This window comes from Nostoc sp. DedQUE02 (assembly GCF_034531035.1).
GTDB lineage: Bacteria > Cyanobacteriota > Cyanobacteriia > Cyanobacteriales > Nostocaceae > Nostoc.
In genome coordinates this window covers 14,022-27,888 of record NZ_JAVRBY020000059.1, presented here as the reverse complement: position 1 = coordinate 27,888, position 13,867 = coordinate 14,022, and the positions used below count along the sequence as shown (strand labels likewise).

General features: G+C 43.2%; 14 protein-coding genes. 9 read left to right on the top strand and 5 right to left on the bottom strand.

What is annotated here, in order from left to right:
* The first annotated feature begins 53 nt into the window (after window positions 1-53).
* Together RMX98_RS29390 and RMX98_RS29385 are read left to right on the top strand one after the other, a co-directional pair.
* Window positions 54-194, top strand: coding sequence for a hypothetical protein (locus tag RMX98_RS29390; RefSeq protein ID WP_322679452.1), 141 nt, complete (start codon window positions 54-56; stop codon window positions 192-194).
* Between the two features lie 424 nt (window positions 195-618).
* Window positions 619-1,503, top strand: coding sequence for a hypothetical protein (locus tag RMX98_RS29385; protein WP_322679451.1), 885 nt, complete (start codon window positions 619-621; stop codon window positions 1,501-1,503).
* Window positions 1,504-1,717: 214 nt separating this feature from the next.
* On the opposite strand, the gene RMX98_RS29380 is transcribed toward RMX98_RS29385, so the two are convergent.
* Window positions 1,718-1,984, bottom strand: coding sequence for a hypothetical protein (locus RMX98_RS29380; RefSeq protein WP_322679450.1), 267 nt, complete (start codon window positions 1,982-1,984; stop codon window positions 1,718-1,720).
* Window positions 1,985-2,472: 488 nt separating this feature from the next.
* Window positions 2,473-2,739 (bottom strand): hypothetical protein, encoded by a 267-nt coding sequence (locus tag RMX98_RS29375; RefSeq protein WP_322679449.1) that lies wholly within the window; start codon window positions 2,737-2,739, stop codon window positions 2,473-2,475.
* A gap of 139 nt (window positions 2,740-2,878) precedes the next feature.
* Here RMX98_RS29375 and RMX98_RS29370 point away from each other — a divergent pair, with 139 nt between their 5' ends.
* Both RMX98_RS29370 and RMX98_RS29365 read left to right on the top strand, forming a co-directional pair.
* Window positions 2,879-3,016, top strand: a complete 138-nt coding sequence (locus RMX98_RS29370; RefSeq protein WP_322679448.1) for a hypothetical protein — start codon at window positions 2,879-2,881, stop codon at window positions 3,014-3,016.
* Window positions 3,017-3,029: 13 nt separating this feature from the next.
* On the top strand, window positions 3,030-3,191 hold the full coding sequence (locus tag RMX98_RS29365) for a hypothetical protein (RefSeq protein WP_322679447.1): 162 nt from the start codon (window positions 3,030-3,032) through the stop codon (window positions 3,189-3,191).
* Here RMX98_RS29365 and RMX98_RS29360 read toward each other — a convergent pair whose 3' ends face one another.
* Window positions 3,192-4,316 (bottom strand): class I SAM-dependent RNA methyltransferase, encoded by a 1,125-nt coding sequence (locus tag RMX98_RS29360; protein ID WP_322679446.1) that lies wholly within the window; start codon window positions 4,314-4,316, stop codon window positions 3,192-3,194.
* A 237-nt stretch (window positions 4,317-4,553) separates the two neighbouring features.
* Between RMX98_RS29360 and RMX98_RS29355 the strand changes: the two genes are divergently transcribed.
* Together RMX98_RS29355 and RMX98_RS29350 are read left to right on the top strand one after the other, a co-directional pair.
* Window positions 4,554-5,621 (top strand): DMT family transporter, encoded by a 1,068-nt coding sequence (locus RMX98_RS29355; protein ID WP_322679445.1) that lies wholly within the window; start codon window positions 4,554-4,556, stop codon window positions 5,619-5,621.
* A 164-nt stretch (window positions 5,622-5,785) separates the two neighbouring features.
* A complete protein-coding gene (locus RMX98_RS29350; protein ID WP_322679444.1) occupies window positions 5,786-6,946 on the top strand; it encodes a peptidoglycan-binding protein in 1,161 nt (386 codons plus the stop codon).
* A gap of 83 nt (window positions 6,947-7,029) precedes the next feature.
* On the opposite strand, the gene RMX98_RS29345 is transcribed toward RMX98_RS29350, so the two are convergent.
* Complete coding sequence (locus tag RMX98_RS29345; protein ID WP_322679443.1) at window positions 7,030-7,488, bottom strand: DUF2141 domain-containing protein; 459 nt, start codon at window positions 7,486-7,488, stop codon at window positions 7,030-7,032.
* A gap of 143 nt (window positions 7,489-7,631) precedes the next feature.
* The gene (gene shc, locus RMX98_RS29340; protein WP_322679442.1) at window positions 7,632-9,554 is read right to left on the bottom strand and encodes a squalene--hopene cyclase; all 1,923 of its coding nucleotides are present in this window, start codon (window positions 9,552-9,554) and stop codon (window positions 7,632-7,634) included.
* A gap of 124 nt (window positions 9,555-9,678) precedes the next feature.
* Here shc and RMX98_RS29335 point away from each other — a divergent pair, with 124 nt between their 5' ends.
* The 3 genes from RMX98_RS29335 (at window position 9,679) to RMX98_RS29325 (ending at window position 13,852) form a co-directional block, all read left to right on the top strand.
* Window positions 9,679-10,965, top strand: coding sequence for a glycosyltransferase (locus RMX98_RS29335; RefSeq protein WP_322679441.1), 1,287 nt, complete (start codon window positions 9,679-9,681; stop codon window positions 10,963-10,965).
* 681 nt (window positions 10,966-11,646) lie between these two features.
* Window positions 11,647-13,392, top strand: coding sequence for a potassium-transporting ATPase subunit KdpA (gene kdpA / locus RMX98_RS29330; RefSeq protein ID WP_322679440.1), 1,746 nt, complete (start codon window positions 11,647-11,649; stop codon window positions 13,390-13,392).
* 94 nt (window positions 13,393-13,486) lie between these two features.
* Window positions 13,487-13,852: a hypothetical protein gene (locus RMX98_RS29325; protein WP_322679439.1), complete on the top strand. Its 366-nt coding sequence runs from the start codon at window positions 13,487-13,489 to the stop codon at window positions 13,850-13,852.
* Window positions 13,853-13,867: the final 15 nt, after the last annotated feature.

Sequence of the window (13,867 nt, the reverse complement as noted above, 5' to 3'; positions counted from 1 at the left end):
GATGCGATGCCTACGGTGGTCACTGACTTGTACTGAGCGACTTGCCTTGACTTGTGCCGAGCGAAGTCGAGCTAGCGAAGCCGAAAGGAGCCGAAGTAGCTTGCCGTTGGCGCACTTGTACTGAGCGACTTGCCTTGACTTGTGCCGAGCGAAGTCGAGCTAGCGAAGCCGAAATGCTCAAGCAAAACCTTTGAATAAGTCTCTAGAGGAAGTTGTATTGCGAGTACTATCACAACAATTAACAACTTAATTTTAATCGAACTTTATCCAGCAAATAGACATATACCTGCTTCTACAACTAATTGGCTTTCTGATTGTAGATATTCCTGATTTGGCACAGAAATTACTTTTATATTGGACAAGCTCTCATGTCCTTTTTAGTCACTACATTAAGTGCATTTATAATAGCTTGATCTAACTTTTTATAAGTTCTGGCAGCTTGCGAACGTAATACGAATTATTTAGCCTTGGGTGTTTTTATTTTTATTTGTACCCTCTAAACGTTTACAATTAATTTAATGCAACCTAACTAGTGCGTCACACACTTACAGGTGTGATCTTGCGTATAAACTCCCCAATTGCTGGGAAAATTAATTTCATGGCAACAGAATTAAAGTAATGATGAACAAATTAAAATATTTTTCCATCTTATTTTTATCTATCGTTTTGATGGACGGAACGACTATAAATATTTCTGCCCAGGCTGCTGGAAGTAAAGTTTTAGTAACGGCTCAAAACGAATCTCTTAACAAATCGGATATTGATAAAGTTATCGCTTTTTACGAATGGGCATTTTCAGCTAAATTCACTAGCGAACAGCGCAATGAATATCAGTCAATCAAATTAAATGAGTTTCGCCAAGATCCAGATGGAACTAGAAAAAGCATTGACAATATAATTTCTAATTATACACAAGCTCGTGCTAAGAATGAAGAGGAACAAAACCGGATTCGGCAGGCATTTAACGGAGAATTTGTAGGGCAATTGCGAAATTTAACGAATGATGCAGAAGCTAAACTTTTGCTGTCTGTTTACGATAGCGCCCACGCGGGCGAAACTGCTTCAAATGATACTGATGATTCATCTGGTAGCGTTGGAGAGATTTCGTCGTTAGTTGGAAAATGGGTTTGGACGCGTACCGGAAACAGTGCTATAAGTACGAATGGTACATATATCGGCTCAAACGGTTCGCGTTTCACTTATCAATTTCTGCCGAACGGAACGGTCGAATTTACAGGAATAATGAACGTAATGAACGGCAGCTGCAACCAGCAAATTTTCCAATCTCGAAAAGGAAAAGCCAGTCTGAGCGGCAGTACGATGACAATTAACTGGTCTCCAGGATCTTTCACTCGTGACTTTTCGTGCGACAGAGCGAATAACTACACGAAAACTTTGCCTGCGGAAAACGAAACTTATCAAGTGAAATTCAAAACCGATCTAGGTCAGAAACAGCTTTGTCTAACAAGTAAGGATGAAACCTGTTTCAGCCCGACAAATTAGGCTAAATCACAAAGCCAGCTTTATTCGTCTACTCAAGTAGCTAGATTGTCAATTTCAAAAAGGCGATCGCGAAATAGTCATGTCAATTCTAATATCAAGCCCCACCTAGATGCTTTCGAGGTAGGGCTTTTGTTTTTATGTCTGGAGTTGATATGCAATCATGTATCAAACGCGATGGCGTACACGCCCACCGTAGGCGATCGCACTGTAGAATTTAGCCGATTGTTAAAGCTGGTTCTTCACAGAAGTTAAATAGGGCTGACTCAGTTTCTGATTCATCTTCAAATACAGCAGAGATGTACCATTCACAGGGCGAATCATTCGTATATTCAGCCCAAGCAATTGTTACTGTTTCACCTGATGGAATCCCTGAATCGTCCAAGGTAAATGAAGCCCACTCTTCATCATCGACAGATACCCACAATTCTGTAATTGCTTGTTCGGTATCATTGGTAACGGTAAAGGTGAATTGATCTGACATAAATAGCCCCTTAGCTATAAATAAATTGCAGGTTGTCAGTCACCGATTATACTGCCACTTTTTTAAAGCGTTGTCATACAAACTCCCACAATATAGATTCAAGAATAGTTTCAATCTTTTTTTGACTAAATTTAATTTTGTTAAAGAGTATTAAAAATATCATAGGTAAGACGCGATGAATCGCCGTCTCTACAATAATTTCTCGCGTCTTTACGATCTAACAGAAATAGTTGAGAGCGATCGCTTTCCCAAATAAGCGGGGAGCAGGGGAGCAGGGGAGCAGGAGAGCAGGGGAGCAGTTGCAGTAAGTCTTTCCCCTCTGCCCCTCTGCCCCTCTGCCCCTCTGCCCAATATCCCCTCAAGCTTGTGAGAAATGCGGGTTAGATACTTTCTAGGTAGGGCTTTTGTTTTTATGTCTAAAGTCGATATGCAATCATCTATGAAGTGCGATGGCGTACACGCCCACCGTAGGCGATCGCAGTGGGAATTTATCTGATTGTTAAAGCTGGTTCTTTACAGAAGTTAAATAGAGCGGACTCACTTTCTGATTCATCTTCAAATACAGCAGAGATGTACCATTCACAGGGCGAACCATTCGTATATTCAGCCCAAGCAATTGTTGCTGTTTCACCTGGTGGAATCCCAGACTCACCCAAGTTAAATGAAGCCCACTCTTCATCATCGACAGATACCCACAACTCTGTAATTGTCAGTTCGGTTTTATTGGTAACGGTAAAGGTGAATTGGTCTGACATAAATAGCCTTTTAGCAATAAATAAATTGCAAATTGTCAGTCACAGATCATACTGGCACTTTTTTAAAGCATTTGCGATCTTAAGTGTCAGATTCTATGCTCAGAGAAAGGTTGAAGTTTTTTTAGCTCAACTTAAATTTATGAAAGAGAATTTTGGCGTTGCTGATTGCGGTATGAAAAATAATTTTGCGTTATTTCAAAATCCTTGTAGAGACGTTGCATTGCAACGTCTCTACATCCAAATTCATACCTCGATTCAGCAACACCAGAATTTTTAATGCAGGGGATGCATTGGCATTGCAGGCGGACGCATTAACATTGTATCGGCATGCATTGGCATTGCAGGCGGATGCATTAACATTGTATCGGTATGCATTGGCATTGCAGGCGGATGCATTGGCATTGCAGGGGGATGCCAAATTTAATTTGTTACAAATTAATGAAATGCAGTAATTAGTAAAGCTCATATTTCATTAACTGACAGAGCAGCGTTCCGTTGTACACTGCAATTCGCTGGGATGATTTTAGTCCTATCGATTGAGATAGTTCCTTATTGCCACTGAGGACAAATGCAGTCCAGCCTTTGAAACGTTGTTTCAGCACATCGCCCAAAAGTTTGTAAAATGCCCCTAAATCGCTATCTCGCCCCAGCCGTTCGCCATAGGGTGGATTGCACAATAAAATCCCACTGTCTGCGGGGGCGACAACATCAGCAAGCTCCATTTGAGAAAACCATACATGGTTATCAACGCCGCAGTTTTGAGCATTGTTAATCGCTTGCTCGATTATATTTTCATCGCGATCGCTTCCCCAAATAGGTGCAGGCAGGGTATGCAATTGGCTATCCTTAGCTTCTTGCAGCAGCTTTTCTAAAAGGGATAAATCAAAATCTAGCCAATTTTCAAATCCAAAGGATTCACGAAACAACCCTGGTGCGATATTCAGCGCCTTTAAGCTAGCTTCGAGAGGTAAAGTGCCAGAGCCACAGAGAGGATCGTAGAACATCTGGTTTGGTTGCCAGCCTGAAAGCTGAATGAGAGCCGCAGCGAGAGATTCCTTGAGAGGGGCTACTCCAACCGCAGGGCGGTAGCCTCGGCGATGCAAACTATTTCCAGAACTGTCAAGTTTAACGGTACAACTATCGCTTTCAATATGAACATTGATCCGCACATCTGGTTCATGAAGCTCTACATTTGAACGTTCGCCGAGATTTTCTTTTTGTTGGTCAACGATCGCATTTTTGACCTGAAGAGATGTGAAGTGGGTGTGGTTGAGGTGTTTGTTTTTACCCGTGACATTCACCGCCAAGGTCATGTCTGGCGTGAGATAGTTTTGCCAATCGATAGTTTGGATACCGCGATAGAGATCCTTGGCATCAAGGCAAGGAAACTCATGAATATTCACCAAGATTCGGAACGGCAGCCTAGCCCAGAGGTTGACGCGATAAAGTAGGGTGCGATCGCCTTCAAAGGCTACACCGCAAAACCCTGGCTCCACTGAATGAGCGCCCAATTGCTCTAACTCCTGAGCCGCAAGGGTTTCTAATCCGCGAGCAACCGTTGCAAAATATTGATTCATCCTCTAATCCAAAGCCTTGTCTTCACTGCTGACCCATTGACGAACTTTAGCTTAACTTAAATTTTGTTACCGAATTATTGGTAATTCGGACTTTCATCACCTGAGCATTAATTCCTGCTTTCTAAGACGCAATGCGATAGTGCAAAGCACCCGCCAAAGCGATCGCAAAACTACATAATTCGGTAAAATTGGGTAAAGCAATTTTTGCGCTTGTTAAACAAAGGCATCAGCAAACCCATGCAACTGAAACTCAGTGCATCTCGACTTCCCTTCGCCCCGCTTCTATTAATCGCCCCCTTTTTCCTATGGGGGACGGCAATGGTAGCCATGAAAGGAGTGATACCCCATACCACACCGCTATTCATGGCGGGAGTGCGTTTGATACCAGCAGGGATGTTAATTCTGATTGCAGCAGCATTCATGGGTAAACCCCAACCGAAGGGTTGGGCTGCATGGTTGTGGATTGCCTTATTTGCCCTAGTAGATGGGGCACTGTTTCAAGGCTTTTTGGCAGAGGGATTAGTCAGAACTAGTGCAGGGTTAGGGTCTGTGATGATTGACTCGCAACCCTTGGCTGTCGCCTTGCTGTCGTTGTGGTTATTCCAAGAACACATTGGTTTTTGGGGATGGCTGGGGCTAGGCTTGGGAGTCACAGGCATTAGTTTAATTGGTTTACCTGATGAGTGGATTTTACATTTTCTCGACTCAGGCGCAAATATTACAATTGGCAACTGGCAAGATTTGTTTGCTAGTGGTGAGTGGTTGATGCTGTTAGCAGCCCTATCAATGGCAGTGGGAACAGTGTTGATTCGGTTTGTGTGCCGACATGCTGACCCGGTAACTGCTACAGGATGGCACATGATTTTGGGTGGATTGCCACTATGGGGAGTTTCATCAGTTATCGAATCCCAGCAATGGGAGAATCTGGGCGGATCTGATTTAGCAGCTTTGAGTTATGCTACCGTATTTGGCAGTGCGATCGCCTACGGGTTATTCTTCTACTTTGCCTCTAGTGGCAGTCTCACTAGTCTTAGTTCCCTCACCTTCCTCACACCCGTTTTTGCCCTATTATTCGGCAATATTTTCCTCTCAGAAGTCCTCAGTCCATTGCAATGGGTAGGAGTATTTCTGACTTTAATCAGCATCTATCTCATCAACCAACGTGATACCTTAGTAGGACAAAACGACACAATTACTGTCGGCGAAATAGCTAATATACAGCAACCAGTTTTAGAAACATCTGCTAAAAAATTAAATTCTATAAGCCTAGCAGTAAGAGAATCTGAACCAGAAATTTTACCCTAACTCGTTAAAGGTAAAAATAAGGGAACAAGGAGAATAACCATCCCCAATCCCTAATCGCCAATTCCCAATTCCCAATCCCCAAAAATGACAGTTAACATTTGCTCATCTAGAAGGTATTGTGGTATCGAAGACTTCAAAAGCACGTTCAGGCTGAAACTTGCAATATGAGGCTATGCCGTTCCTCAATTCTGATATTTACCTGTTTTTCTTGCATGGGTTTTTACCCGAATCGCTCAAGCACAGCCACCCCTAACCTAGCACCGAAAATTTTAGAACTTGCACAAACTAGTTCTACTGTTACTGCTAGTCCGGCTGTTTTGAGATATGGTAGTCGAAAATCAGATGTGCAGAGACTACAAACCCAATTAAAGCAATTGGGATACTACAGTGGTGTGGTAGATGGACAGTACAGCGCTAGTACGGAAATCGCTGTAGCTAAATTCCAGAAAGCAAAGGGTTTAAAAGTAGATGGTATTACGGGTTCGGAGACTAGGAGAAAACTGCAAGCAGCTTTGGCTGCCAAAAACAAAAATCAGATTGTCACCTCTCCAATATTTACCTCTCCTGCTCAGATTTCTAAACCAATTGCAAAACCTAAGCCAACCGAAAGAGCAACCGAAAGAGGTTTTGTCTGGTGGTTAATATTTGCCATCGGAGTTCTAGGATGTATAGGCGCAGTTTTTTACCTGCTGAGATGGATTCGTCAGGTCAAACAAGTTCAAAAGTCCGAAAGATCAAATATTAAAAGTTTTAGTGAAGCTAACCAAGACCCAATGACATCATCCTCACCAGAGACTGAAACTAGTCCACAAACAGCTACGCCACCACTCGCCACACAATTGCTGCTACCAGAAAAAACTTCCCGTCTTGCTAAAGTGAATATCGTTGAAGAATTAATTCAAGACTTACGCAGTTCTGACCGAATGAGGCGGCGCAAGGCTATTTGGGATTTAGGTCAGCAGGGAGATTCGCGCGCAATTCAGCACTTGGTTGACCTGATGATTGATGCTGATTCTCAAGAAAGCAGTTTAATTTTGGCAGCTTTGTCAGAAATTGGCATCCGTACACTCAAACCGATGAATCGTGCTTTGGCAATTTCAATCCAAGATGAAAGTCCACAAGTGCGGCAAAATGCGATCCGTGACCTGACGCGCGTTTATGACATGATGGGTCAAATGAGTCAGATGTTACGCCACGCACTGGAAGACCCAGATCCCGAAGTGCAAGCAACAGCACGATATGCTTTAAATCAGATGAATCGAATGCGTGGCTTGCCAGAACAACAAAGTCTACCGGAAGACTCAGACAACGATTCACCAGAATAGAGCAAAAATCATTCGATTTTAGATTTTAGATTTTTCCTTCAATCCAAAATCTAAGTTGCGCCCTAAAATCTAAAATTGTCAGCTTAAAAATATTTCAACTGTATTTGGATATTGGTATCCGGCCCTGCCACTAAAAATACTGCTTCGCTAAATTTGGGCGCTCTTGCAAGAATTTCTGGGTTGCTGGAAAATCCAAAGCCTTCGCTTGGTATACCTAAAATATTGGTATTGAGAGTGCCGTCATTATTTTGATCGTGGAAAACAGCAACGGCATAACTACCTGGTTTCAAGTTGTCAAAGGTAATGTTTAAGGGAGTATCAGTAATTTTGGTACACTGCTTTTGTATGACGCGATCGCCATCGCTAGGAAATCCTTTACTGCTTGCAAATATACTCGCACAGAGTTGTCCTTCTTTATTCTTCAAGCCATCAATTTCCACGTTGAGTTTGCCATTATTAAAATTTGCCTTGGCAGTAAATGACCATGCCAGATTTCCCAGAACTGCTAATAGCAGCATACTAAGTCTCAATCCTTTAACCATAAAATTTTCACAAAAAAATGCGATCGCTAAATTAATCAGGCACTAATCAGCCAAAAGTAAGAGGTATAAAACTCCCTACTTTTTCCCTTGGATAGAGAATTTGGCAAAATCAGTTCAATGTGCAATGACTATGGGAATCATAACTAATTTCCCGAAGATGATATCACTGCTTGATAGCGACCTAGCGCGATTAAAGGAAAGTATTGTTGATACAGATGATACTTGAGATAAAAATGGCAAGGGAATCCAGTACCTGTAAAGTCTGCCTCAAACCAAGTACCATCGGGCTGTTGAGTTACCACCAGGTAATTAATTCCCCGTTCAATTACATCAAGAGCTAATTTACCAGTTGCTTCACCTGCTGCCAAGAGGCCAATTAAAGCCCAAGCAGTTTGAGATGCAGTACTATTTCCTTTTCCTTTGAGACTGGGATCATTATAGCTGCGGCAAGTCTCACCCCAACCCCCATCTGGGTTTTGACATCCAACTAACCAAGCTGCTCCCCGTTCTATACTGAGTTTATGCCTTTGAGGAGCGATTAACGCCAAAGCTGACAAAACGCCACTGGTGCCGTAGATATAATTTACACCCCAACGCCCAAACCAACAGCCTTCAGTTTCTTGTTCGCGCAGAAGATAAACCAGCGATCGCTCCAAATTATCACTATCAATTGCCAAGTTACAAGCACCTAGCATTTCTAATACCCTAGCCGTAACATCTGCTGTGTTTGGATCGATCATGGCTTTTAAGTCACCATAAGGAATGGAGTTAAGCCAATCTTGATCGTTGTCCAAATCAAAAGCAGCCCACCCACCTGGTTTGCATTGCATAGATGCAATCCAGTTTAAGGCACGAGCGATCGCAGCCTGCTTGATTTTTTCATTCGGAAGTTTTGCCAAATGTAGTGCCATCACCACTACCGCCGAGTCGTCTACATCGGGATAAAAGCGATTCTCAAACTCAAAAGCCCAAGCCCCTGGTTTTCCTTGGCGATTTTTGACAGCCCAATCTCCGTAATCTAAAATTTGTTTTTGCAATAACCATTCTCCAGCCTTGACCACAGCCGGATGATCTGGTGCAAAGCCAGATTCTATCAAAGCACGCATCGCCCAAGCTGTATCCCAAACAGGTGAAACACAAGGCTGTACTCGATAGCTATTTTCTGTTTCAATCGCAAAGTTATCAATTGCTTGCAAACCTCGTTCCACAATGGGGTCGCTTCGGTCATAATCTAGACACCGCAAAGCTAGCATTGAATTCAACATCGCCGGAATAATGCCGCCCCAGTCACCTGTAGCTTCTTGACGCTCTAAAATCCACTTTTCGGCGGCTTTGATGCCTTCTTCACGAAAGGGTACTAAATTCAGACTTTCTGCCAACTTGAAACCCCGATCGAGGGTGAGGAATAAATCTGTCCAATCACCACTTTGGGGTAATTCCCATTGGACTCGATCGATACCTTCAAGATATAGCTCATCTAGGTTGATAGCTGAGTCGGTGAGAAAAACAGGTTTGCGATCGCATACAATCAATAGCGGCACTGTGCTAGAACGTGCCCAGCTAGACATCTCGTAGATATTGACAGGAAAAGCTTTTGGCAACAGCATCACCCAAGCTGGTAGCGAGGGAATACCGCGCCAGTTGTAGCAGCCAATCAAGGCTAAGTGCAACTTGGTAAAAATCCGAGTTTTGCTGATCCCACCCCGTTGGAGAATAAAAGCTTGTGCCCGAATCATCGCCGGATCGGTTGCTGGTACACCTAGCAGTCTGAGCGCCATGTAGGCTTCAACCGAGGTGCTGAGTTCTCCGCCATCACCGTAGTAAAGTTCCCAGCCGCCATGCTGTCGTTGCTCTTGACGCAAATATGCTTCAACTTTGTGTAAAGCTCTTGTTTGGTCTGTTCCCCAAATTTTATGCAGGAGGACAACTTCAGCAGTGATCGTGACATTAGATTCTAACTCTGCCCACCAATAACCTGCCAGATTTTGAATCGAAAGCAAATGTTGTTGACTGGCTGCGATCGCTTCTGCAACTTTATTGACTTTTACCCTGTCTTGTGTTTGCATGAAAAACTATTTAACCTCAACACCCAACACTATTTATGAACACGGTATTACAGCGAAAAAATTTTTTTTCCTCTATCAATAGACATAGTATTGTGTCTGAGTCACTGATAATTTGCAATAGGTCATGGATGTAATTGTATTAGGATTGATGCTCTTATCGTTGACAATTTGGTTGGGATTACTGGGTTTTTGGGGACAGTTTTGGCGGACAGACCAGCAATTAGAGGTTACAGAAACTCAGCTACAATCGTTACCTGCGGTTTGTGCGGTCGTTCCAGCGCGTAACGAAGCTGAGTTAATACCAACTAGTTTGCGATCGCTCCTACTTCAAGATTATCCTGGTTCTTTCAACGTGTTTTTGGTAGATGATCGCAGCACAGACCGCACAGCAAATTTTGCTGAAGGGGTTGCACACGCTGTAGGTAAATCCCAGCAATTGCATATTATCTCTGGCGCTTCACTGCCTCCCGGTTGGTCGGGCAAACTTTGGGCAGTTGAGCAAGGTATAAAGAGCGCGAATTTATTTGCACCCGATTATTTTTTACTAACTGACGCAGATATTGAACACGATTCTGATAATCTCCGCCGACTCGTGAAGAAAGCTGTGCAGGAAGATTTAGATATGGTTTCGGTAATGGTGCGACTCAGGTGTGAAAGCTTTTGGGAAAAACTTTTGATTCCAGCTTTCGTCTTTTTCTTCCAAAAACTCTATCCTTTCCACTGGGTAAATAATCCTAACAATCCCACAGCCGCCGCAGCTGGGGGATCTATTTTGATTGCCCGTGAAGCTTTAGAAAGAATCGGTGGTATTCAAGTCATTCGCCAAGCTTTAATTGACGATTGCGCCCTGGCTCAGGCTGTTAAGAAGAGCAGGGGAGCTCTTAGCAGGCTTGCCGTGAGCGTAGCCGAACGGGAGCAGGGGGAAAATTCCTCTCCTCTGCACCCTTCTCCCTGCCCCTCTGCCTCTTCCCAATACCCAATCCCCAATCAAGGACGTATCTGGCTAGGATTGAGTACCTTGACTCGCAGTTTGCGCCCTTATGACTCGCTGGCAACGATTTGGGATATGGTTGCTCGTACTGCCTATACCCAACTGAATTATTCTCCATTACTACTATTGGGCACATTGGTGGGAATGCCTCTGATTTATCTAGTTCCACCTGTGGGTGTAATTCTAGGTGCAGTTTGGAGCAATTGGGCGATCGCACTTACAGGTTTATTAGGATGGCTGTTAATGAGCTTCGCTTATTACCCGACGATCCGCTTTTATAAATGTTCTCCTTGGTTAGTTTTTAGTTTACCTGCGATCGCTTTTCTTTATACCCTGATGACTCTAGACTCAGCACTACGTCACTGGCAAGGGCGCGGCGGCGCTTGGAAAGGAAGAGTTTATTCCGTAAAATCCAAGTAAGCCAAAAGTGATTGATTAAAAGAGTTACAGCAGAATTGAGATATTTAGGTTAATTTGGTGTTTTGTAAAATATTCAAAACCTGAGTCAAGACTATCGCAAATGTTAAGAAAGATCCGGGTAATGGATAGCGAAGAGCAGGGAGGGGTTAGGGTGTTAGGGACTTTTGCAAGAGGTCTATTCACTACGTAGTCAATAAAGCTGAAAATTACTGTAATCCTCAAAGACTCAGCTAGATTTAGTTAGGACTTACGCCAAATTATGATAAAACGAACCGCAAAGGACGCATACCCCTGCGGGGAAGCAAGCTACGCGTAGCGTCTCGTAAGAGTTGGACACAAAGGAATAACAGTTTCAGAAAGTTCTTGCGTAAGTCCTGTTAGTATCAAATAGCTATTTGTTTAGTATTTGGCTGTCCTTCTATATTTGCAGATATATATCGAAATAAACGCTCTGAAGACTTGGATATATAGAAGAATATATTTATTCTATAGCCTAGTTTAAATATCAATTTATACCTTGTGTTCTTCAAAAAAAAGTTCCATGATTGATTGAGAAAGCCCATAGTTATAAGTTGGTTAGTTAATAATGATGCCGATATAAATCATAAATATTTCCAATTCGTAACCAGAAAATATCTGATATTCATCTCGAATTTACTCTTATTGGAGTTTGATTAACTCATGCTAGAAGGATGGATTCAAATTGTATTAACGCTATTAATTGTAGTAGCGATAACTCCCGTTTTTGGACGCTACATGGCGCGTGTCTACCTAGAACAAAGTACTTTTCTCGACCCGATTTTGAATCCAGTCGAGCGAGTGCTTTATTCCTTGGTTGGCGTTAAAAGCAAAGAAAATATGACTGGCTGGCAGTATGGGCGGGCAATCCTATACAGTAACGTCGCAATGGGGTTGCTGATTTTCTTGATTATTATGAATCAAGGATGGCTGCCATTAAACCCAACCAAGATAAATGCCCCAACTTGGGATACAGTACTGCATACGACTATTTCTTTTATTACTAATACTAACCAACAGCACTATTCTGGTGAAACCTACATGAGCTATGGCAGCCAAATGTGGGGGCTTGGTTATCACATGTTCACCTCTGCTGCTACTGGTTTGGCGGTAGGGATTGCCTTTATTCGGGGATTGACTGGTAGATCGTTAGGCAATTTTTATGTAGATTTAATTCGCTCGATTACCCGAATTTTACTGCCTATTTGTATTGTCGGCGCGATCGCTCTTATGGCAGCTGGCGTTCCCGAAACACTGGGGGGTGCGGTTGTATTCCCCACCTTGGAAGATGCGAATATTAGTCAGGCGATCGCTCGTGGCCCCGTCGCCCATTTTGAAATTATCAAGCAATTAGGAGAGAACGGCGGTGGCTTTTTCGCCATCAACTCAGCACATCCCTTTGAAAATCCTAGTGGATTTACTAACTTAATTCAAATCGTGGCGATGCTTTCAATTCCTACATCCCTAATCTACACTTATGGGTTGTTTGCGAATAACACTAAGCAAGCTTGGTTAGTCTACGGTATGGTAGGCATTCTCTATTTAGTATTTATCATCGTCACTGCCATTGGTGAATACAACGGCAATCCGGCTGTGAATGGACTACTGGGTAGTCAGCAACCGAATTTAGAGGGCAAAGAAGTCCGGTTTGGTTGGGCGCAATCTGTGCTATTTGCCGTAAGTACAACTGGCACGATGTGCGGTGCAGTCAATAGTTTACACGACTCTTTCATGCCCAATGGTGGTTTTATTACCCTTTCTAATATGTTCCTGCAAATTATTTGGGGTGGACAGGGTACAGGAACTGCTTATTTGTTCGCTTACCTGATTCTAGCTGTGTTCGCTACAGGGTTGATGGTGGGACGCACACCGGAATTTCTGGGACGCAAGATTGAGAAGCGCGAGGTTGTACTTGCTAGTTTTCTGATTTTGCTAGTTCACCCGATCGCAATTATGATTCCCGCAGGTATCGCCTTGGCGTTTCCCGATCAATTATCAGGAATTAGTAATCCAGGATTCCACGGCTTTGCTCAAGTTATCTATGAATACGCCTCAGCTGCTGCTAACAACGGTTCTGGCTTTGAAGGTTTGGGAGATTCACAACCGTCTCCTTTGGCGATCGCTACAGGTACAAAAACTACTGCAACTGCTTTGTGGTGGAACTTGAGTACCTGCTTCAGTTTAATTGCTGGACGCTATATTCCCATCATCGGTTTGTTGTTTCTAGCAGATAGTATGTCTCGTAAGCAAGCTGTTCCTTACACCACTGGTACATTGCGAACGGATACCGGACTATTTACAGGCGTTACCGCAGGCGTAATTTTAATCCTGGGCGCACTTACATTCTTCCCAGTACTGGCATTGGGGCCCATTGGTGAAGCTTTCTTTATTGCTAAAGGTATTGGGTAGGGAGTTAGGAGTTAGGAGTGGGGAGTTAAGAGTTAGGAGTTAAAGCATTGACTTCAAGACTCATTCATCCACCTTGGATACTCATTCATCCACCTTGAATACTCATTTATCCACCTTGGATACTCATTCATTCACCTTTGATACTCATTCATCCACCTTGGATACTCATTCATCTACCTCAGATACTCATTCATCTACCTTGGATACTCATTCATTCACCTCAGATACTCATTCATCTACCTTGGATACTCATTCATTCACCTCAGATACTCATTCATCCACCTTTGATACTCATTCATCTACCTCAGATACTCATTCATCCACCTTTGATACTCATTCATCCACTTCATCTTCCCATGCCCAATACTTCTCTACGAGAGGCTGCACTTCGACTACGCTCAGTGACCACGCCAACGGCTTCGCGGTAGTTGAATCTCGACTTCGCTCGATTACCGCGTAGCGATGCACTGAGCGG

Excerpts from the sequence above, each read along its gene's own strand:
- RMX98_RS29385 (WP_322679451.1), top strand. The coding sequence starts at position 619 with ATGATGAACAAATTAAAATATTTTTCCATCTTATTTTTATCTATCGTT.
- RMX98_RS29380 (WP_322679450.1), bottom strand. The coding sequence starts at position 1,984 with ATGTCAGATCAATTCACCTTTACCGTTACCAATGATACCGAACAAGCA.
- RMX98_RS29375 (WP_322679449.1), bottom strand. The coding sequence starts at position 2,739 with ATGTCAGACCAATTCACCTTTACCGTTACCAATAAAACCGAACTGACA.
- RMX98_RS29370 (WP_322679448.1), top strand. The coding sequence starts at position 2,879 with ATGAAAGAGAATTTTGGCGTTGCTGATTGCGGTATGAAAAATAATTTT.
- RMX98_RS29360 (WP_322679446.1), bottom strand. The coding sequence starts at position 4,316 with ATGAATCAATATTTTGCAACGGTTGCTCGCGGATTAGAAACCCTTGCG.
- RMX98_RS29355 (WP_322679445.1), top strand. The coding sequence starts at position 4,554 with ATGCAACTGAAACTCAGTGCATCTCGACTTCCCTTCGCCCCGCTTCTA.
- RMX98_RS29350 (WP_322679444.1), top strand. The coding sequence starts at position 5,786 with ATGAGGCTATGCCGTTCCTCAATTCTGATATTTACCTGTTTTTCTTGC.
- RMX98_RS29345 (WP_322679443.1), bottom strand. The coding sequence starts at position 7,488 with ATGGTTAAAGGATTGAGACTTAGTATGCTGCTATTAGCAGTTCTGGGA.
- shc (WP_322679442.1), bottom strand. The coding sequence starts at position 9,554 with ATGCAAACACAAGACAGGGTAAAAGTCAATAAAGTTGCAGAAGCGATC.
- RMX98_RS29335 (WP_322679441.1), top strand. The coding sequence starts at position 9,679 with ATGGATGTAATTGTATTAGGATTGATGCTCTTATCGTTGACAATTTGG.
- kdpA (WP_322679440.1), top strand. The coding sequence starts at position 11,647 with ATGCTAGAAGGATGGATTCAAATTGTATTAACGCTATTAATTGTAGTA.